Below are 20430 nucleotides of genomic sequence, written 5' to 3'. Positions count from 1 at the left end.
TTATTATTGGTGTTTTTCAGCAAAAATCTGCATTAATTCAACTAAGGTATGTACACTTGTGATTGGAAGTGCATTGTATATCGAAGCCCTGAAACCGCCTACACTTCTATGACCTTTAATACCTTCAATACCATTTTCTTCTGCGTATTTTAAGAAAGGCTTTTCGAGTTCAGGATTCTCCATTACAAAACAAATGTTCATTCTGGACCTGTCTTCAACCTCACAAGTCCCTTTAAATAAAGGGTTTCTGTCAATTTCAGCATATAGCGCACGTGCCTTCGCTATATTTTCTTTTTCGATTTCAGCAACACCACCTTTTGATTTCAACCAGCGAAGGTTAAGCATTGCGGTATAAATTGAAAATACAGGAGGCGTGTTATACATTGAACTTCCATCTATCTGAACTTGATAGTCCAGCATCGATGGAATTTTTCTTCCGCTTTTACCCAAAATCTCGTCTTTAACGATCACTACAGTTAAACCTGCCGGACCGATGTTCTTTTGCGCACCAGCATAAATAAGGTCAAATTGAGATACGTCAATTACCCGACTCATAATGTCAGAAGACATATCACAAACAACTGGCACAGAAGTCTTAGGAAAATTAAAAAGCTCTGTCCCGTAGATGGTATTGTTTGATGTACAATGGAAATAAGCACTGTCTTCCGGAATACTGAAGTCTTTAGGAATAAAAGTAAAATTTGCCGATTTAGAGGATGCAACTACGTTCGCTTTTCCAAAAAAAGCTACTTCCTTTATAGCTTTGTTTGCCCAAACGCCTGTTTCCAAATAACTCGCTGTTTGTCCCTCCGGCAATAAGTTCATAGGAACCATTGCAAATTGCAAACTTGCACCACCTTGAAGCAATAGAACTGAATATCCTTCTGGTATATTCATTAGTTCTTTGATAAGCTTTGTGGTTTCTTCAACCACGCTTTCAAACTCTGGCGTACGGTGCGAGATTTCTAAAATAGATAAGCCGTCCTTAAAATCTAAAACTGCCTGCGATGCTTGTTTAAATACTTCCTGTGGTAAAATACAGGGGCCTGCGCCAAAATTATGTCTCATTTAACTATTTGTTTATTACTGGTAAATGTAACAGTTTTATATTATTTATCATTTCGAATTCTTGAACTTTATGATCAGTTTGAGATTGAATTGCCTACCGGTTAGGTAATTTGGAATGGCATATTGTACGTTATTCACATCCTTTAACCACAGATATGAAACAGTATTATCAATATTCAGCAAATTAAATACTTCTGCATGTAAAGAAAACGAACTAAAATATTTATCCAGAAACCTTGCCCTCCATTTAACAGCATCATCCAAAAAATCTTTGGAAAAGCCAATGTCTACCCGTTTGTATGCCGGGATGCTAAAATCATCTGAATACCTTTGAAGTAATGGTGCCCCTACCGGTAACCTTGAACCATATAACAGGTTCAGGTGCACTTTGTACGTTGGACTATTTAGCAGCCTGTCCTGAAAATAGACAGAGAAATTGACGCGCTGATCTGTTGGACGCTTCAAATAACCTAGATTGTCACCTTTGATATCCTGATTTGATTTCATTAAGGAAATCCGGAAGTACGACAACAAATCTTTCACAAACTCTCCTCCGATACTAAAATCTGCACCGTAAGTATTTCCTTTAGCCATATCGCCTGCCAGATATTTAATCCGGACATTATCCATCATGTAAGGAATTAATCTATCCTGATATTTAAAATAGGCTTCTGATGTAAATTTCAATCTTGTTCCCAAACCGTCAAATGCGTAATCAATCCCAACAGAAGTATTATAAGAACGCTGAGCCTTTTGTGCTTTATTCAATGTACCGTCAAAAGCCCTGATGCTCCTGTAGTCTGGCGCTTGCTGATATACACCCGCTGTAAACCTGATGATCTTGTTATTACTCAAAGGTCTGTACGCCAAAAGCATCCTCGGACTCAACAAAAGCTGCCCACTCAAGCTGTTATAACTAGCACGAACCCCTAACTGCAGGTCCGAATTTGCACTAACCGCATAACTATCCTGGATGTAGGCAGTTAGGTAATTGATTGACAAATTATTCTCCACACTAATGGCATTATCCTGATAGAAGTTCTTCGGCTCTTCAATGATATAACCGGCAGAATCTATCAAGCTATATTCATTAAGGTTGTCCACATAATTTTTATGCTCAAACCTGGCGCCCAGAGAAAATGTATGGTTACTATAACTTTGATCAACTTTTACACCAGAGCTAAAGCTTGTAGAAAATAGCCTGTTCCTTGCGTAATTCATGTAACCGCCCAAACCGCGGTTAGTTCTGATGACTCCAAAATTACCTCCTGAAAAGTTGTTACTCAACTCATCAAATATGTAGCGGCCTTCAATATCAATTTTCTCGCTCTCCAGTATACTGAAATAACTATTGATCCATTTTATAACCAAATTAGATTTTGGAAAGTAAGTAGCTGTGATTGCTGCCCCCGCATTGGTATAGTCATCAATTTCCTTACCGCTATATTCCGTTTGCAAACGTAAACGTGTGCTTAACGTACCAAACTGGGTTTCACGACTTTCTGGAAGCAGCTTAAATACGCCACTATTTAGGTTACCCATAAAACTGAGGGTAAATTTATCTGACAAACTTTGAGAAAATACCAGTTGTATGTCTTTAAAATTAGGTGCGTAGCTTCCTTTATTGTCTTGCGTATTTAAAATACTGCTGTTGTTTTTATAACGAATACCGGCTAACAGGTAATAGTGTTTCCCTAAAATCTTTGAACTTACAGCGCCTCCCATCAAACCGATATTGATCAATTGCTGACTACTATCTGGCCTGTCATATTTTACATCCAGAACAGACGAAAGCTTATCGCCATAACGGGATTCAAAACCTCCTGCAGAGAACTTCGCTGAAGTTAGTAAGTCACTATTGATAAAGCTTAAACCCTCCTGCTGTCCGTTTCTAATCAACACAGGCCGACTGATCTCCACATCATTGACATACATCAAATTCTCATCAAAATTCCCTCCCCTAACGCTATATTGAGAACTGAGTTCATTATTGGTTGATACGCCGGGAAGCGACTTTAATATCACCTCAAAGTTCCCGGAAACTGAAGGCATAGCCGAAATTTCGTTAACATTGATGAGTACGCTATTACTTAGTTGGTTTTGCTTATTAGTTATGGTAACCTGTTCCAACTCATTAATATTTGTAGTAAGGACAACATGTTGAATAATTCTACCCGCCTTATCCCGTTTCACCTCTATTAAAACAGGACGATAACCAAGTAATGTATACTTGAGGGTAAAAGAAGTAGCAGTTGAATAAATGCTGTAATTCCCTTTATCGTCTGTAGTGCTAAGTTGACTTTGTCCCATTACCGTTACAGTTACTCTAGGCAAAGGAATGTTTAAACTATCGGTTACTAAGCCCGTAACTTTTACCAATGGCTGTGCACTTACATATGTAAGACTCAACAAAAGCGTCAAAAGCAACAAGCGTATTTTAAGCATTGGCTTAAGATGTGGTCAATATTCCGGCATCATGGTTTTTCAAAAGAGAGATCATTTCCGCAGGAGAAGATGCGGCAAAAACGGCATTTCCCGCCACAAAGACATCAACACCTGCTCTTAACAGCTCTCCAATATTATTTATTCCAACTCCACCATCAACTTCTATTAGCAAATTTGGATTTACCAATGCAGCCATGGCTTTAAGCTCCCGTACCTTATCAAGTGTATTTGGAATAAATTTTTGTCCGCCAAATCCAGGGTTAACAGACATGATTAGTACCATATCCAAATCAGTCAGCACATCTTTCAGCAAAGACACCGGCGTATGCGGATTTAAGGCCACACAAGCTTTACATCCGGCATCATGAATACTTTGAATAATCCTGTGAAGATGAGTACAAGCCTCATAGTGTACTGTAATTACTGATGCACCTGCTTGGGCAACGCGATCAATATAACGCTCGGGATTAATAATCATTAAGTGAACATCCAATGGCTTCTTTGCATGTACCTTCAATGCTTCCATTACCGGAAAGCCAAATGAGATATTGGGCACAAAAGTACCATCCATTATATCAACATGAAACCAGTCCGCCTCGCTGGAATTGATCATTTCCATATCGCGTTGCAGGTTACCAAAATCAGCAGAAAGAATAGATGGAGCTATTAGGTGTTTCATGATAAGTATTTTTATTCGGCGCTATTACGGAAGTAAATATAATTTATTTAACCCGTTTTAAATAAAAAAACCCCGCAAAGTGCGGGGTAGTTTATGTTTGGAAACCTTAATAAGCTTGTAACAGATTACTTTGCAGCAGGTGCATTTTCAGGTCTTGGAGGGCGAGGCAATAATACTTTTCTGGAAAGTTTCATTTTACCTTGTTTATCAATATCCAATAATTTAACCTGGATCTTGTCGCCTTCTTTAAGCACACCGTCCATAGTCTCTAAACGCTCCCATGCAATCTCAGAGATGTGCAATAGTCCGTCTTTACCTGGCATGATTTCAACGAATGCACCAAATGGCATAATTGATTTCACTTTACCATCATAAATAGCACCTATATCTGGTTTAGCTGCAATTGCGTTGATGCGGGTAACCGCAGCATCAATAGCCGCTTTGTTATCTGCAAAAATCTCAACAATACCCTTGTTACCAACCTCTTCTATAGAGATAGAAGCGCCGGTTTCACGTTGCATTTCCTGGATAATTTTACCGCCGGGCCCGATTACCGCACCGATAAATTCTTTATCGATACTTAGTGATACAATACGAGGCGCGTGGTCTTTATAGTCTTCGCGAGGAGCAGAAATTGTTTTCTTCATCTCATTCAAGATGTGTAAACGCGCCTCCTTAGCCTGGATAAGTGCATTTGTAAGCACTTCCCATTTCAAACCATTAATTTTTAAGTCCATTTGGCAAGCAACAATACCTTTTTCAGTACCAGTTACTTTAAAGTCCATATCTCCCAAGTGATCTTCATCACCTAGAATATCTGAAAGGATTGCATATTTACCAGTTTTTTCATCAGTGATCAATCCCATTGCAATACCTGAAACAGGCGCTTTGATTTTAATACCTGCATCCATAAGTGCCAATGTACCAGCACAAACAGTTGCCATTGATGATGAACCATTTGATTCTAAAATATCAGAAACAATACGGATGGTGTACGGATTCTCTTCCAAACCTGGCAATACTTTCTTTAATGAACGCATTGCTAAGTTACCATGACCAATCTCACGGCGACCAGCTCCCCTGTTAGGACGAACTTCTCCAGTTGAGAAACCAGGAAAATTATAGTGCAATAAGAATTTATTGTAGCCATTGATGAAAGCACCATCAATCATTTGTTCATCGTCTTTAGAGCCTAAAGTAACGGTGGTTAATGATTGTGTTTCGCCACGGGTAAACACTGCTGATCCATGAGCAGCTGGCAAATAACCAACCTCACTCCAGATAGGGCGTACAGTACGTACATCACGACCGTCTAAACGAATTCCTTCGTCTAAAACCAAGTTACGGATGGCATCATACTGCACATCGTGGAAATATTTCTTAGACAAAAAGCCAGTCACGTCATCAATGTCTTCACCTAATGTTGCGATGAAATCCATTAATACAGCGCCAAACGCATCACCACGCTCACCTTTACTGGTGTTGCTTTTAGCAATCGCGTAAACCTTATCATAAGTAGCAGCATAAACCTTTTCTTTCAATTCAGGGTTGCTATCTTCATGAGAGTAGGTGCGTTTAACAGTCTTACCAACAAGTTCTGCCAATTCTTTCTGAGCTTGTACCTGGATAATGATTGCTTTATGCGCAAATTCAATCGCTTCAACCATTTCAGTTTCAGAAATCTCATCACACTCACCTTCCACCATCACGATGTCTCTTTCGGTACCTGCTACCAAAAACTCTATATCAGCGCGCTCTAGGTCGCTCACATAGGGATTAATTACAAACTTACCGTCAATCCTGGCAACGCGAACTTCTGAAATTGGTCCGTTAAAAGGAATATCAGAAACTGCAATAGCAGCCGAAGCAGCTAAACCAGCTAAACAGTCAGGCATTATATTTTTATCAGAAGAGATCAACGAGATCATTACCTGAGTATCAGAGTGGTAATCTTCCGGGAACATCGGGCGTAAAGCACGGTCTACCAAACGTGAGATTAGCACTTCATAGTCAGACAATCTTGCTTCGCGACGAAGGAAACCACCTGGAATACGGCCTGCAGCAGCATATTTCTCTTGGTAATCAACAGATAATGGTAAGAAATCTACACCTGATTTTGCACCTACAGTAGATACTACTGTAGCTAAAAGCATGGTATCACCCATTTTAACTACTACAGAACCATCGGCCTGTTTAGCTAATTTCCCTGTTTCAATTTCAATTGTTCTTCCATCGCCCAAGTCGAACGATTTTTTTATTACATTCATTTAAAATTAGTTGTGGTGTGTTTTCCTCTTTCTACACACCGGATTTATATATATTATTTTACTTTTCAAAGTAAAAAAGCCATCCCTAAAGAATGGCTTTTCTTGATATAAGTACGCTTATTTGCTGTCTTTTGAACCAACAGGTTTAATGATATCCCTTAAACCTAAGGTTTTGATGATGGCACGGTAACGCTCAATATCTTTCTTAAATAGATAAGCCAAAATTCCGCGGCGTTTACCTACTAATTTTTGTAGTGATAACTGGGTAGAGAAATCTTTACGATTTTTCTTTAAGTGTTCTGTTAAGTGCGCAATACGATATGTAAATAACGCTACCTGACCTTCTGCAGAACCCGTGTTAGTTTCTACTTCGCCGTGTTTTTGGAAGATTTCGGCTTTCTTTTCTTTACTTAAATACATTCTTGAATGATACTAAAGTGTTTATGGATTAATTAATTGAGTGCAAAGATACTGTAAGTTTTAAAGATTAGCAACACTATATCCGATTGAATTTTGTATTAAGTTTGTAAGTATAACTAGCCCCATTATGGAAAAGACGCAATACAGCATATTTGAAAGTGAATTAAAGGTAAGACCTGATGATATCGACATGTTTAATCATGTGCACAACAGCAAATATTTTGATTACGTTCTCGCTGCCCGGTACGACCAGATGGCCGAGTTTTACAAAATGCCAATGGAGTCTTTTTTAAGCAGCGGGTTTGGCTGGGTGGTACGTACAGCCCTTGTAGATTTCAAACGCCCACTGATTTTGGGCGACCTAATCGCAATACGAACAGGTATTTTAACCATCAATGAAAAGGGTTGCCGGGTGCAGTTTGAAATAGAAAACAAACGCACTGGTAAGATCGCTTCCGACGGATGGTTTGACTACGTGATGATTGATACAGCTACAGGCAAAGGCTGCAAGGTCAACGATGAAATGATCCAGGCCTATAGCATTTAATAAGGTCTTTAATACAGTTGCATATTCGTTCGAGATGCGTTCTGTACGAATCTACAATCACCACACTATGAAACTACGTTGAGTCCATGTTTTTTCCGTAAAAACGTGGACTCACTGTGCCCTCATTGTGCTCTCACTGTGGAGTCATATCGAACTCGTACAGAACAATATTGTAACTCAATCTAAACTACATAAGAAGAAATTGGTATCTACTATTTTGAAGAACTGAAATAAGTCATATATTTATCATCTCACAAAAACCGCAAACGATGAAAGTATTTGCAGTCCGCCTAAGGTCTTAAAAACCGAGGACTCCATTCTTCCAATTCTCAAATAGCCAATGGCTAAAACGGTTTATACCACACTTTTTTTCAAACTATCATGTCACAACACAGCAGAGCTTCAACAACTAAGCTTTCCAAAATATTTTCAATCATTAAACAGTCGCTAAATGGCGAGGAACTCGATTTTACTAACGGCAGCATTCGCAGGGCCGTAATATTACTCGCCATACCAATGATGCTGGAGATGGCAATGGAATCCATATTTGCCCTGGTAGATTTATATTTTGTGGGTCACCTACACAACAGCAGCGTAGCCATACAAACTGTAGGGCTTACAGAATCAGTGATCACTATTATTTACTCACTAGCTATAGGCATGAGCATGGCCGCTACCGCTGTGGTTGCCCGTCGAATTGGAGAAAAAGACCCCGATGCAGCAGCAAAAGCCGGAATGCAGGCTATACTTATTGCTATAGCCATTAACTTGGTCCTCAGCGTACTGGCTTTTATTTATGCTACTGACATCTTGTTGTTCATGGGTGCAAGTAATGAAACTGCCAGAGATGGGGTTACGTTTACCAGGATTATGATGGGCGGAAGTACTGTTATTGTTCTCCTATTTCTAATTAATGGGATATTCAGGGGGGCAGGAAATGCAGCAATTGCAATGAAGAGCTTATGGATTGCAAACATTGCTAACATCATCCTATGCCCGCTATTAATAAATGGATTAGGCCCGGTCCCGGCATTTGGACTAAAAGGTGCAGCCATTGCCACAACAATTGGCAGAGGGCTAGGAGTAGCTTATCAAATCTATCACCTCAGTAATGGTAGAGGAATCCTCAAGGTGAAGCTCAGTTACTTTAAACCCAACTGGGAACAAATTAAGGCCTTGTTAAAAATAGCAACGCCTGGTATATTTCAATTTGTGATCGCCTCATGCAGCTGGATATTTTTAGCACAACTCGTTGCCAGAACGGGAGGTGATCATGGTTCTGCAGGCTACCAGACAGCACTCAGACTGATGATGTTCTTTATGCTACCTGCATGGGGCATGAGCAATGCAGCTGCGACACTTGTAGGACAAAACCTAGGCGCCAAAAAGCTGGACCGTGCAGAAGATTCTGTAATGAAAACTGCTAAATACGTAGTCATTTACATGCTGTTAGTGATGGCCATTACCTTCGGATTTGGTCATTATCTGGTAGCATTTTTCACCAACGATCCTTTGATTCAAACAGTTGCAAGAAAGGCATTGCAGATCATGAGTGCCGGTTATATATTTTATGGAATTGGGATGGTACTGATCAGCACCTTTAACGGAGCAGGCGATACCTGGACGCCTACAAAAGTAAATTTCTTTGGTTTCTGGCTATTTCAAATTCCATTGGCTTACGTGTTGGCCGACTACTTTAAATTAGGGCCACAGGGGGTATTTATTGCAATTCCAGTGGCAGAGTTGGGAATCTCGCTTGCAGGATTCATCTTATTTAAAAGGGGCAGGTGGAAAACCATCAAGGTTTAACAGCGCTGGGTTTAATACCCGGCACAAACTTTAGTCCTGGCGTTAACCAGTGCAGTAACATCACCCTGGAGTAGCGATAATTGATAGGTGAAAATAAAAATACCCCTATGATGAGGACAACAACATATGCCCACAAGTTTTCATAAGTTAAAGCTAAGCCAAAGGTATAAGCAGCAATACTTATCGCAATCATTTCGGCAACATTCATGGCATAACTGATAAACATCGCCACATAAAAAAAGCCGGGCTCACGTTCAAAACGCAGATTACAATATGAACAGTACTCATTGGTCACCTGTCCTTTAAAAGAATAAATCGGGCCTGAAAAGATTGCGCCAGTTCTACACCTGGGACATTTACATTGTACTACTGCCTGGAATTTGGAAATATTTTTCATGAGAATCGCTGTGTGGTTATCCTGAACTGTCATACACCAAAGTTACGTTGTAGCGTTCATATAATTTATGATCCAGATCATAGAATCATCTTTCTCTAAAGTTTAACAATCTTTCCTTTTATAAGTTTGAAGGAAATGCTTCCCGAAAGTTTTTTGATCAATCTAATAACAGTTTCCACACGTAATCCACTCATATCTGCCATTTGCTGCCGCGTTACCTTTAATTCTGAGCCACTTTCCAGATCTTTTAACAGGTAATTTAGCAAGGTGTTAACCCGGTGGTCGGCGTGCTCATTGGCCAATTCCTCCAGCATCATTGACTTATAAAATAGTCTATTGCTCAATGTTTGAATAAGTTTTAAGCTGAAGGCGGCATCTATCTGAAGAAATTTAAAGAATTCTTCTTTATTTACTGCAATAATGTCCGAATCCTGAATGGCAATGGTGTATGCGAGATATGGTTTGCCTAAGATGAGTGCGGGTTCTCCGAAATACTCGTTCGCTTTAAAGATGCCTTGTATAAACTCGTGACCATCGCTATTAACTGTTACCATCTTTATCTTTCCTGATTTAATAAAGTAGACTGCTTTAGGCAAACTTTCAGGATGGTAAATCACTTCTCCTTTACGATATTGTCTAATTTTAAATTGATGTTCTGTTAAATATTTAATGTTCATAATTAAATGCACTCCACGAGTTGCCACAAGTTAAGGATAGCATTGAAAAAATACCCACTAAGTAGTATTTTTTCAAAACTTATTTTAATTAACTTTACCATTACCAAATTCAATTAACCAAATAAACCATGAAACAAAAATTTATTAACTCCCTGAAAGTATTGACTTTAATAGGATTTATTTTATGTACCAAATTGTCGTACGCACAAGACGGCGGATCAGATACAGAATTTAAAAACCAGGTAAAAATGAATGTTGCAGCACTTGTCTTAAAGAATTTTTCATTCCAGTACCAGCGTGCGGTTGCCAGCAAAATTGCTGTGGGTTTAAGCGTAAGATTTGCCCCATCTTCTACCCTACCATTTCAAGGACAAATAGAAAGCTTGGTTGATGACGCAGAAGCATACAACAGAATTAAGAATTTTAAGACAGGCAACTTTGCGATCACACCTGAGGTAAGGTTCTATCTTGGTGAGCGTGCTTTTAAAGGATTCTATCTTGCACCTTTTGCCAGCTTTTCTAATTTTAACGCCTCGGGCCCATTCTTGTTTCAGAGTTCTCAAGGTAACATAGAAATGCCGCTCAGTGGTGATATTAAAACAGTTACCGGAGGAGTGTACATTGGTTCTGAGTTTACCCTGGCCAAAAGAATTGGATTGGACATTTTCATCGGACCAAATTATGGTTCTTTATCTGGAACAATTGACGGCACCAAAACATTAAATAACGATGAACAAAACGGATTGAGGGACGGACTAAATGATTTGGAAAAAATTCCGATGATTAAAACCAAATATACTGTTACTGGTAATGGTGCTAGCGTTGATCTTGACGGCAACTGGCCAGGCCTTAGGGGTGGCATCAGTGTGTCCTTTAAATTTTAAGCAATGCGGTTGATTAGCCTATCGTCTCTTTAACCAGTTTGGTATAAAAATCATTTAGTTTCATATCCATAGCAGCTACCTGCTGGGGTATGAAACTTGTTGCGGTTTGTCCTGGTATGGTATTGATCTCTATAAAATAGAAATCACCTTCATCTCCGGATAGGATAAAATCTATCCGCACAACCCCTCGGCAGTTTAGTTTTACATATACGGCTTCAGCTATTGCTGCAACCCGCTCCCTAGTTTCAGCTCTGATCTCTGCAGGAGTTGTTTCTGTCGCGACACCGGGAGTATATTTCGCTTCAAAATCAAAGAATTCTTTTGCAGTTTGTACTTCTGTGGCAGGCAATACGGTTATCTTGCCATCCAGTTTGACTACGCCAACAGTAAATTCACGGCCAGATATGAACTCTTCAATTAAGATCTGACTGTCTTCATTAAATGCCTTATCAACTGCCAATTCCAGATCATCGGCGAGGTTTACCTTGCTCATTCCTATGCTACTTCCCCCATTATTTGGCTTAACAAAGTAAGGAAGCTTCAGGTCTGCTTTAATATCATTAAGATCAAAAGGTGTTTCCTTAAAGATCTGTACAGACTTGGCGATGTGTAGATCAGATATATCTTGAACTATTGCTTTGGTATAGCCCTTATTCATGGTGATAGCCGAAGTAAGTGCATCGCAAGTGGTGTACGGCAGTCCAATCATATCAAAGTAGCCTTGTAGCTTACCATCTTCTCCTGGAGAGCCATGAATGGCTATAAACACCCCATCAAACTTTATCTTTCTACCATTGATGGTTAATGAAAAATCATTACGATCTACCTCAATCTTTACCGAATCAGCCGGTTCATAAAACCAGCCCTGTTGGGTAAGCATGATCTTATAAACTTCAAACTTATCCTGATCAAGATTTTGAGCAATGGTAGCTGCACTTTTTACCGACACAACCCACTCACCAGTAGTGCCGCCAGTTAATAATGCTATCGTTTTTTTCATATTCACAAATATAAATTAGTTGGTGCAGATGTTATTTTAATTCCATTAAAATATTTTTTTAGTCTAAATTTGAGGCTTACACCTTGAGAAAACAAAGCACGATGGCTAAATTCATATCCTATCTTAAAACTAAATCCTTTAGGTCAAATTTAATAGCAGCTGTTATAACTGTAGCAGTGATTTTGTTTGTAGCCTTTTTTAGTTTAAGGTATTATACCAAACACGGCCAGGGGCTAAATGTACCTCCATTAAAAGGGCTCGCCTTTACGCAGGCAGTTAGTAAGCTAGAAGAACTTGGCTTACGCTATGAGGTTGATTCTGTTTACATTATGGACACGCCTCCGGGTACCGTGATAGATCAGGACCCTAACGCAAACACTTTCGTTAAGGATAACCGTACCATTTATCTAACAGTAAGTATGAATACGGCACCTAATGTGAAGTTCCCTGATGTGGAATCAAAACCTTTTAGTCAGGCACAGGCCATTATAGAAAGTTTCGGATTAAAATTGGGTGATACTACATACAAATCTGATGTGGCCAGGGACGTTGTTTTACAGGCATCATTTGGCGGTCAGCCTGTAACTATGGGCCAGGTCATCCCTAAGGGATCAAGAATTGACTTCCTTCTGGGAGACGGAAAAGGAAATGAAGAAGTGGACATTCCAACACTGATTGGGTTGACGAAAGACGAGGCATTATTCGCCTTGCGTAACGGTGCAATGCTTAACCTCGGACTAGTTACCTGGGATGGTCTGATAACGGATTCAGCAACTGCGGTGATTGTTAAGCAAGACCCATTCCCGACAGACTCAATTACTAAAGTAAAGATTGGCACCCCAGTTAACATTACGTTATCAAGTAAAAAATAGTTAGTCGCACATTTATGGCAGAAGAGCAACAGAAAAGTAAGACTTCAAAGGGAAAAGTTATATTAGCCCTGCTTATGGCAATTTTAGTAGTGGGCGGCTACTATGGGTTTAAATTTTACTCAGTATACTTTGCCCCAAATACTACAGGTAAGGAAAAGTACCTCTACGTTAGGACCGGGTATAACCTGGACGACCTGATTAAAGAACTCCAGTTCAAAGACATTTTAACAGACATTGGTACATTTAAAAAGGCTTCAGCCAAAATGGGCTTAGCCAAATCTTTAAAGCCAGGCAGGTACGGCATCAAAAAAGGGATGAACAACCGCAGCCTGATCAATATGTTAAAGGCGGGCAACCAGGAACCAGTAAAACTAAAATTCCAGAATATCAGGAAGAAAGACAGCTTTGCCGGTTACCTCTCTAAAAGTCTTGAGCCCGACTCGCTTACGTTTATAAACTTACTGGATTCAGCTGCGCTAATCGAAAAGTATGGCTTTAACAAAGAAAACAGCTATGTGATGTTCATTCCAAACACTTACGAAATGTATTGGAACACTTCTGCCTCAGAGTTTTTTGAAAGGATGCATAAAGAATATGGAAAGTTCTGGAATGCCGATCGTAAAGCTAAAGCCGCAGCTTTAAACCTTACTCCTATCCAGGTTTCTATATTGGCTTCCATTGTTGATGCCGAGGCTTTGTACGATAAAGAAATGCCAATTATTGCAGGTTTATATCTTAACCGCCTAAGCAAAGGCATCTTATTGCAGGCAGATCCAACCGTAATCTTTGCCAATGGTGATTTTACAGTGAAAAGAGTAACCAACTCGCTGTTATCGGTATCTTCTCCCTACAATACTTATAAATACGCTGGTTTACCACCGGGACCAATTATGATGCCTAGCATTAATGCAATAGATGCGGTGTTGAACAAGAATAACAACGACTACATATATATGTGTGCAAAAGAAGATTTTTCCGGCTACCATAATTTTGCGGTTACTGTTCAAGAACACGAAAAAAATGCAAAAAAATATAGGGATGCATTAAATAAGAGGAACATCTTCAAATAACATGTATACAAACAGCACAAAAATAAGAGTGCGGTATGGCGAAACCGATCAAATGGGCTATATGTATTATGGCAGTTACGCGCAATACTACGAAGTTGGCCGGGTGGAAATGCTGAGAAGTTTAGGCATGGATTATGCTGCGATGGAAGCGAGCGGTATTATGCTGCCCGTGTTGGAATTAAACTGTAAATTTATCAAACCTGCACTTTACGATCAGGAAATTACAGTTAAAACGACAGTAGAGCAGTTGCCAGGCATCAGGATACATTTTAAATATGAGCTTTTTAATGCCAACGAAGAGCTGATCAATATTGGAAGTACAACACTGGTGTTTGTTGATATGGCAAAGAATAAACCGTGCCTGCCACCTAGCGACTTTATGGATAGGTTAAAGCAGTGGTTTTAATAGGATAATATGAATTGGGTACACAGACAACTCTTAAAGTTAAAGCTATATGCGTTGTTTATAGACTGGACAAAGGTTTGTATTCTGCCTGGCTTTAGTCCGCTTCCACTTTATACTGTTGCTACCTTCTTTTTCAAGGAAATTGGAAAGGATTCCCTGGTAAATAAGGCTTCTTCCCTAGCTTATAATTTCATGCTTGCCATTTTTCCAGGCATCATCTTTTTATTTACGCTCATCCCTTTCATACCTAAATGGGGCGATATGAATTTCCAGAGCAAGCTGATGGAACTTATTATACTTATTCTACCGCAGGATGCTTATGGAGCCTTTAAAACGACACTTGAAGAGATTGTCCTGAAGCAAAATGGCGGACTACTTTCCTTTGGTTTCATCCTTGCTCTGTTCTTCTCTACCAATGGCGTGCACAACCTGATGATGGCATTCAACAAATCATCGCTAATTATAGAAACGAGAAGTTGGTTTAAGCAGCGGTTGATTGCAATAATTTTAACTATCGTCATCGCACTTTCCGTGATCGTCTGCATTATTGCAATGACTGTAGGGGAATTTGCATTAAATTACCTCAATACGGAACTACACGTCAAAGACGGACTAACTACTTTTGTGATTCAATTGAGCAGGTGGGCATTGTTGGGAACTTTATATTTTGTAACCATCTCCATTCTTTATCGCTACGGACCAGCACATGCCAAGAAATGGCGGTTTTTTAGTGCAGGATCATGGTTAGCAACAATTCTTGCCTTTTTGACCATATGGGGGTTTTCCTTTTACATTAACAACTTTAGCTCCTACAATAAAATTTACGGTTCTATTGGTACTCTGATCGTGATTATGATCTGGTTATACCTTAACTCTTTGATCTTATTGGTAGGTTTTGAGCTTAATGCCAGCGTAGATTTGTCTAAACGCAGTGTAAAAATCATCAAGCCAAACTTCAACCTATTTAAAAAACCTACTCCAGCTGAGGACAAATTAGAACACTAAGCAAAATTTTCTAGCTCTGTTTTAAGCCGTTAACAACATTTTGTTAAAAAATTCACTTCATTATTTGTAGAATAAAGGAGTATTTGTACTTTTGCGCCGGAGAGTTGGCAGAGTGGTCGATTGCGGCAGTCTTGAAAACTGTTGACTTGTCAAAGGGTCCGCGGGTTCGAATCCCCCACTCTCCGCGTAATGAGAGTGACTTCTCAACAAAAGGGTTGCCTAAAACGGGCAACCCTTTTTGCTTTTAACGATCTTTTTGAAAAAAAAAGATCAGAATTAGCAAATTCTCCGTTCCAATCTAAATATTAATGTATTTTATCATTATCTCTTTGTAAAATTTAAAAAGCATTGCTATTAATTGAATTTTTCCAACGATATTGCTTGAAGTAATTAGTCTGGGGGATAAAATGGTAGAACGCATTGGTGATAAAGAAAAAGCAGAGAAGACTAACATTCGTTTCGACAACGAAGTATACAGGTTTTTGCGAAATTGGGCAGTAAAAAACCAGGAAAAGCCATTATTACAATTTGATCAACCACTGGATGAGTATCTAAGAAACGATGCTTTAAGAGATTTCTTTTTAAATACCACACACCCTATCCAAAAACTTTTAAGACATCGTTTCATAGCAAGACATCTGGGCAGACGCGCTAAGCGGGTTTATTTTGATCCTGTAACCGGGGATCCTCTATTGGCGATTACAGAACAAAGAATTTACAACCTGGCGCGAAGAATGGATAGTGAAAGAATGCATGTCCCATTTAGGTCGGTTCACCCTAATAAGCAAACGGAGACGGGCGATACTGCGCACATTGACACCTACCCACCAGAGTCTGAAGAAATACGTTACAACAGCGGAAATCATTTTACCAGTCGACCAGCTAACGGGAATGTATTTGATGAAAACAGTATACGTTGCCGGGCAAAGTCAAGCGGCTCGTTTCATGTACTCTTCAAGCGCGGATTTCTGGAGGATCGCCTTCAAGAAGTGAAGATACTTACCGCAGCGTTACATGAGTCTGGTGAAACCGCTACTCAATTCTTTTTAATTTACAGCAGGCATTCTCCTGAAGAAGGGCATTTTGGTGTTTCTTTAGTATTGATGGATCCGGCCAATGTTAATTTTCCAAAGCGAATCCTTGTTTGCGATACACTGCTAAAGGAACTACCCCATCACCCTCGCTGGTGGAATCATTTTATTAATGAGTATACCAATGTTTTTGGATGTGCAGTTGCGGAAGGCATTGAAGACCTTTCCCATCCCTTGCAAAAGGTGAATATAAAAGGAGATAACCCTTATCGTCACGACTGGGACTGCCCTTACTATACGTCAAGCATGGCAGATGCGTTAGCCGTACTTGTAAAGAGCAATCCGTTATTGATGTTGACCGGTGCCATAAATGACATTCACAATGCAATGAAGGACGTAATGCCCCATTATTACCAACCCAACCGTGAAATCAAAGATCGAAAGGGGATACAGCAGGCTAATCGCTTAAGGAGGTGGAAGAGTGGGCGCGAGATGATCCATATGCTCGTTTCACTTCAGCACATCGATCTTCACCGGGCCCATCAAGCCTGAGTTTCTCAATCCAGACTCTTTACCCGGTCCGGATATCGTCCATGTTTTACGCCTATCTTCAGGTTGGCCAGCATCATAGGCAAGACGATTGAACCATGTACTGGTTACCGCTACCGTTAAAATATTCTTACCGGGCTTCACCACTCCTTTCAAACTGATTCTATAAGGCGGGGCCCAAAGCTTAACTATACTTTTGCCATTAATCGAAACCTCTGCAGCCATATCTACTTCTCCTAAATCCAAAAGGTAATCCTGACCAATGGCTGGCTTGTCGATTTCAAATGATGTAGTATACGTTGCTGTTCCAGAAAAGGCTTTCCCCTCAGCGGATATGTCCAGGTCTTTCCATGGTTTTAACTCAGCAATTGATAAAGGCTCAGCAACTCCCCATCCGGAAGGAAAAGTTAGCGTCCATGGGCTCGTTATAGCTAACGATTTTACCAATTTAGGAACACTAAAAGCAGCGGGTTTGCTATCGCTTTTGCGGAAGACAATAAAGCAGGAGGCCGATTTAACCAAGTTGAGTTTGACAATGGTGCGATTACCTATGCGATGATTTTCGATAGGCTTAGAAGTTCCCGTTACCGGATCCCAAAGTTCTACCGTCCCAGAGCTTCTAAAACTGAGATCGCCTGAAAACCCTTTCCCGCGTGGGGCAGTCACAAAATACCAATCAGCGCCATCAATTTGCCTGTGCGCCCAAAGTGCCTCGCCACCTATAACATCAGGAACTATCTTTAGGGCGAACAATGCCTTTTCCAGGGAAATGCCAGAAATCAAATTACCCTTTCCAATCTTTTTAATTCCTTTATTAGCGCCTCCCCAAATGTCCTTTACCGCGGCATCAAAACGTTCTTTAGCCACATCACCACCAGAGAGTGTTGCCAATCCTACCGGGGCTTCTGCTATTATTGTTGCACCTTGGCGCAGTAACAACTGTAGCTTTTCCAGCGTTTCTGGTAACATATTCGGTGCATCAGGCACCCACAGCACGCGGTAACGGATTCCTTCAGGAGTAACCAATAGACCATTTTCTACTTTTAAGCGATTTAACAATACATCAGGATTGCAGTAATCATACTTAAATCCTTCAGGAAATGGTGCATTCTGATTAGGCTTATGATTGATTTCATCACCTAAATACCAAAGCACATCAGATACCGGCCTTCCTCGCTCCAGCATGTAATTGCAGCGAGACAGGTAATCAGTAAAATCTGGCATATAATTCCACCAGGTTTGTCCCCTTAAAAAAGGAGTTCCGATTCCAGCACCGAATGAAGTACCGGGTGCCAGAAAAGGCATCTGGGGATTGTGGGTATAAGTATGGAATACAAAATGCGAAACGCCTTGTATACTGTTCACATTAGCCACTTCCTTCAGCATATCCAGATGCTCATCCCAGGTCAGGCTCATTGAAGTAAATGCTTCAGCGGCCACACGTGGTTTACCATACATCCTTGCAGCAGATGCAGTAGGCTTTATAGGCTTGAAATTTATTGATCCAACAAAGCCATCAGCCATCGGCTCCCAGAACTCACACATTGGCACATCAGCATATTTAAAGTACTCCAAAATATCTGCAGGAACAACATCTCCTGCCGAGGTTTCGAAGGTTACATATAAGCCATTGTCATGCGCACGTGAGGCCATCTGCCCGTAGTAGTTATTTGTCATTAGATCATTAAGTGTTTTCCGCCAGTCTGTTAAAAACCTTGCTGTGGTTTGATGATCCTTAATAACATAACCAAATAAAGCAGGCAGCCATTTGCGGAGGCCATACTTGGATACCCGAATAAATTCTTCTTCCATAGCTGGTGTCCAACTTTGCGTATGGCATTCCCAGCTGTCGATTAACATCCCATTCAACAACCCGCCGGAAAGTGGCCCATTTACCCCTGACAGTCGGCCGATGTACCCTGCAAAATGTGCATCAGCGCCAGACTTTGCAAATTTATTTGCTTCCCAACCCGTACCTTCTTTAGGCGCCGGACCATTTTCTTTGCCTGAATTCACATGACCGAGACGAAGAATGGTCCATTTTCCTTTAGGCGCTTGCCAATTCAGCTTTCCGTTCTTATCCATCTTGGTGGAAAGGTCAATGATCTGATCGGATTTTAAAAATGCCTCCGGGGATTGAATAGGATTCTGCCCTGCGCGCTCTATACTGCGCAATGTCCAACCTGCCTCAGATTCCCAGCTATTCTTCCTAGCGGCGGAAAAGAGTTTTAAAGATGACAAAGCCATATCATATTTATTGATGATAGAGATTCGGTATTTTTTAACCCGGGCTAGTTCAGAGCAAGCAAAGGTAATTGGCCGGTCGTCCTGCCAGTTCGACTGTGGCATTTCCGCGTTAAGGATATCTTTAATTTTTCCATCTGCTAATATGGCCTGTATGGAAATCTTGACCCCCGGCTCGTAACTCTGTCCGTGGTTAAAGGCCTGCACACTTGAAAACTCGACAGTTCTTAAGGGAACATCATTATCAAATGTTACCTCAACCCAATTTGGTTTATCGGAAGTAGTTGGCGATAAGCGTAGCGGTCCTGCTGCCACACCGGCAAAATAGGTTTCCCATTTATAATTGGTATTGCTTTTAATAGAAGCCGGCACAAGGGGTCTACCAGTATCCCCAATCGGTGTTGGGAAAGCAAGTAAGGTAATCTCGCGGTAATCGCGCCATGGTTCAACATTGGGTTCGGGAACAGGTATTGACTGGGTGATCAATTTTCCACCTAACACATCTGTGCGATTCCATATAAGGGTACGCATGGCATTAGCGGGCTCAATCCAGGGACCACCGGATGTTGCCCATCCCGGACAATTATTCATGGTAAATCTAAGACCTAGGCGGCGGCATTCTTGTGCCGTATGTTTTACCGCATCATCCCAATCGGCACTCAGACTCGTGATCTGGGGCGTAACTCCTGGCCATGGTCCGCCGAACTGTCCGTGAAAAAGCTGAATACCAGAAAACCCGGCTTTAGCTATTGCCTCCAAATCTTTGGTGATACCTGCTTTAGACACGTTTCCGCCGATGTAATGGAACCAGGTTTCTGGATGATATACTTTTGGTGGATGCAGAAAAGAGACCTCATCATATTTGGCAAACGGGCGGTTAAGTTCTTGCTTTGAGGGGATGAATGGTACTTTTGCAACCTGGGCTGCTGCAGAAGAAAATATGATGATCAAGATTGCTAATAAACACGATCCGGAAAAATGAGCAATTTTCATTAAGCTTTACATTTGGTGTATGACAATATAAGATGATTAGTTTATTAAACTGTCATGTGCCGTCATG

The 20430-nt window shown here is 40.5% G+C and carries 17 protein-coding genes and 1 tRNA gene; 9 read left to right on the top strand and 9 right to left on the bottom strand.

What is annotated here, in order from left to right:
• Window positions 1–3 precede the first annotated feature (3 nt).
• The 5 genes from serC to rpsO form a co-directional block, all read right to left on the bottom strand.
• Complete coding sequence (gene serC, locus ACXZ1K_RS09780; RefSeq protein ID WP_458973204.1) at window positions 4–1068, bottom strand: 3-phosphoserine/phosphohydroxythreonine transaminase; 1065 nt, start codon at window positions 1066–1068, stop codon at window positions 4–6.
• A gap of 48 nt (window positions 1069–1116) precedes the next feature.
• A complete protein-coding gene (locus tag ACXZ1K_RS09775) occupies window positions 1117–3513 on the bottom strand; it encodes a TonB-dependent receptor (RefSeq protein ID WP_458973203.1) in 2397 nt (798 codons plus the stop codon).
• 4 nt (window positions 3514–3517) lie between these two features.
• Window positions 3518–4192: a ribulose-phosphate 3-epimerase gene (gene rpe, locus ACXZ1K_RS09770; RefSeq protein WP_458973202.1), complete on the bottom strand. Its 675-nt coding sequence runs from the start codon at window positions 4190–4192 to the stop codon at window positions 3518–3520.
• 125 nt (window positions 4193–4317) lie between these two features.
• The gene (gene pnp / locus ACXZ1K_RS09765; protein WP_458973201.1) at window positions 4318–6459 is read right to left on the bottom strand and encodes a polyribonucleotide nucleotidyltransferase; all 2142 of its coding nucleotides are present in this window, start codon (window positions 6457–6459) and stop codon (window positions 4318–4320) included.
• Between the two features lie 117 nt (window positions 6460–6576).
• On the bottom strand, window positions 6577–6879 hold the full coding sequence (gene rpsO, locus ACXZ1K_RS09760; RefSeq protein WP_458973200.1) for a 30S ribosomal protein S15: 303 nt from the start codon (window positions 6877–6879) through the stop codon (window positions 6577–6579).
• Window positions 6880–7006: 127 nt separating this feature from the next.
• Between rpsO and ACXZ1K_RS09755 the strand changes: the two genes are divergently transcribed.
• Both ACXZ1K_RS09755 and ACXZ1K_RS09750 read left to right on the top strand, forming a co-directional pair.
• A complete protein-coding gene (locus ACXZ1K_RS09755; protein ID WP_458973199.1) occupies window positions 7007–7426 on the top strand; it encodes an acyl-CoA thioesterase in 420 nt (139 codons plus the stop codon).
• 381 nt (window positions 7427–7807) lie between these two features.
• Window positions 7808–9235, top strand: a complete 1428-nt coding sequence (locus tag ACXZ1K_RS09750; RefSeq protein ID WP_458973198.1) for an MATE family efflux transporter — start codon at window positions 7808–7810, stop codon at window positions 9233–9235.
• On the opposite strand, the gene ACXZ1K_RS09745 is transcribed toward ACXZ1K_RS09750, so the two are convergent.
• Both ACXZ1K_RS09745 and ACXZ1K_RS09740 read right to left on the bottom strand, forming a co-directional pair.
• On the bottom strand, window positions 9225–9632 hold the full coding sequence (locus ACXZ1K_RS09745; protein WP_458973197.1) for a DUF983 domain-containing protein: 408 nt from the start codon (window positions 9630–9632) through the stop codon (window positions 9225–9227). The genes ACXZ1K_RS09750 and ACXZ1K_RS09745 overlap by 11 nt on opposite strands.
• A 95-nt stretch (window positions 9633–9727) precedes the next feature.
• On the bottom strand, window positions 9728–10309 hold the full coding sequence (locus tag ACXZ1K_RS09740) for a Crp/Fnr family transcriptional regulator (RefSeq protein WP_458973196.1): 582 nt from the start codon (window positions 10307–10309) through the stop codon (window positions 9728–9730).
• Window positions 10310–10437: 128 nt separating this feature from the next.
• Here ACXZ1K_RS09740 and ACXZ1K_RS09735 point away from each other — a divergent pair, with 128 nt between their 5' ends.
• The gene (locus ACXZ1K_RS09735; RefSeq protein ID WP_458973195.1) at window positions 10438–11193 is read left to right on the top strand and encodes a DUF3575 domain-containing protein; all 756 of its coding nucleotides are present in this window, start codon (window positions 10438–10440) and stop codon (window positions 11191–11193) included.
• A 13-nt stretch (window positions 11194–11206) separates the two neighbouring features.
• Here ACXZ1K_RS09735 and ACXZ1K_RS09730 read toward each other — a convergent pair whose 3' ends face one another.
• On the bottom strand, window positions 11207–12193 hold the full coding sequence (locus ACXZ1K_RS09730; RefSeq protein WP_458973194.1) for a D-alanine--D-alanine ligase: 987 nt from the start codon (window positions 12191–12193) through the stop codon (window positions 11207–11209).
• A gap of 101 nt (window positions 12194–12294) precedes the next feature.
• Between ACXZ1K_RS09730 and ACXZ1K_RS09725 the strand changes: the two genes are divergently transcribed.
• From ACXZ1K_RS09725 to ACXZ1K_RS09700, 6 genes are all read left to right on the top strand, one after another.
• The gene (locus ACXZ1K_RS09725) at window positions 12295–13065 is read left to right on the top strand and encodes a PASTA domain-containing protein (RefSeq protein ID WP_458973193.1); all 771 of its coding nucleotides are present in this window, start codon (window positions 12295–12297) and stop codon (window positions 13063–13065) included.
• A gap of 14 nt (window positions 13066–13079) precedes the next feature.
• Window positions 13080–14135 (top strand): endolytic transglycosylase MltG, encoded by a 1056-nt coding sequence (gene mltG / locus ACXZ1K_RS09720; RefSeq protein WP_458973192.1) that lies wholly within the window; start codon window positions 13080–13082, stop codon window positions 14133–14135.
• A 1-nt stretch (window position 14136) separates the two neighbouring features.
• Window positions 14137–14541, top strand: a complete 405-nt coding sequence (locus ACXZ1K_RS09715; protein WP_458973191.1) for an acyl-CoA thioesterase — start codon at window positions 14137–14139, stop codon at window positions 14539–14541.
• Window positions 14542–14550: 9 nt separating this feature from the next.
• Complete coding sequence (locus tag ACXZ1K_RS09710; RefSeq protein WP_458973190.1) at window positions 14551–15546, top strand: YihY/virulence factor BrkB family protein; 996 nt, start codon at window positions 14551–14553, stop codon at window positions 15544–15546.
• Between the two features lie 98 nt (window positions 15547–15644).
• Window positions 15645–15731: transfer RNA gene (locus ACXZ1K_RS09705), tRNA-Ser, on the top strand.
• A gap of 192 nt (window positions 15732–15923) precedes the next feature.
• Window positions 15924–17129: a hypothetical protein gene (locus tag ACXZ1K_RS09700; RefSeq protein WP_458973189.1), complete on the top strand. Its 1206-nt coding sequence runs from the start codon at window positions 15924–15926 to the stop codon at window positions 17127–17129.
• On the opposite strand, the gene ACXZ1K_RS09695 is transcribed toward ACXZ1K_RS09700, so the two are convergent.
• Window positions 17088–20363, bottom strand: coding sequence for a glycosyl hydrolase (locus tag ACXZ1K_RS09695; RefSeq protein ID WP_458973188.1), 3276 nt, complete (start codon window positions 20361–20363; stop codon window positions 17088–17090). The two genes, ACXZ1K_RS09700 and ACXZ1K_RS09695, sit on opposite strands and share 42 nt — an antisense overlap.
• Window positions 20364–20430 lie beyond the last annotated feature (67 nt).

Source organism: Pedobacter jaeyakensis (genome assembly GCF_054461315.1).
This window is presented reverse-complemented; position numbering and strand designations above follow the sequence as displayed.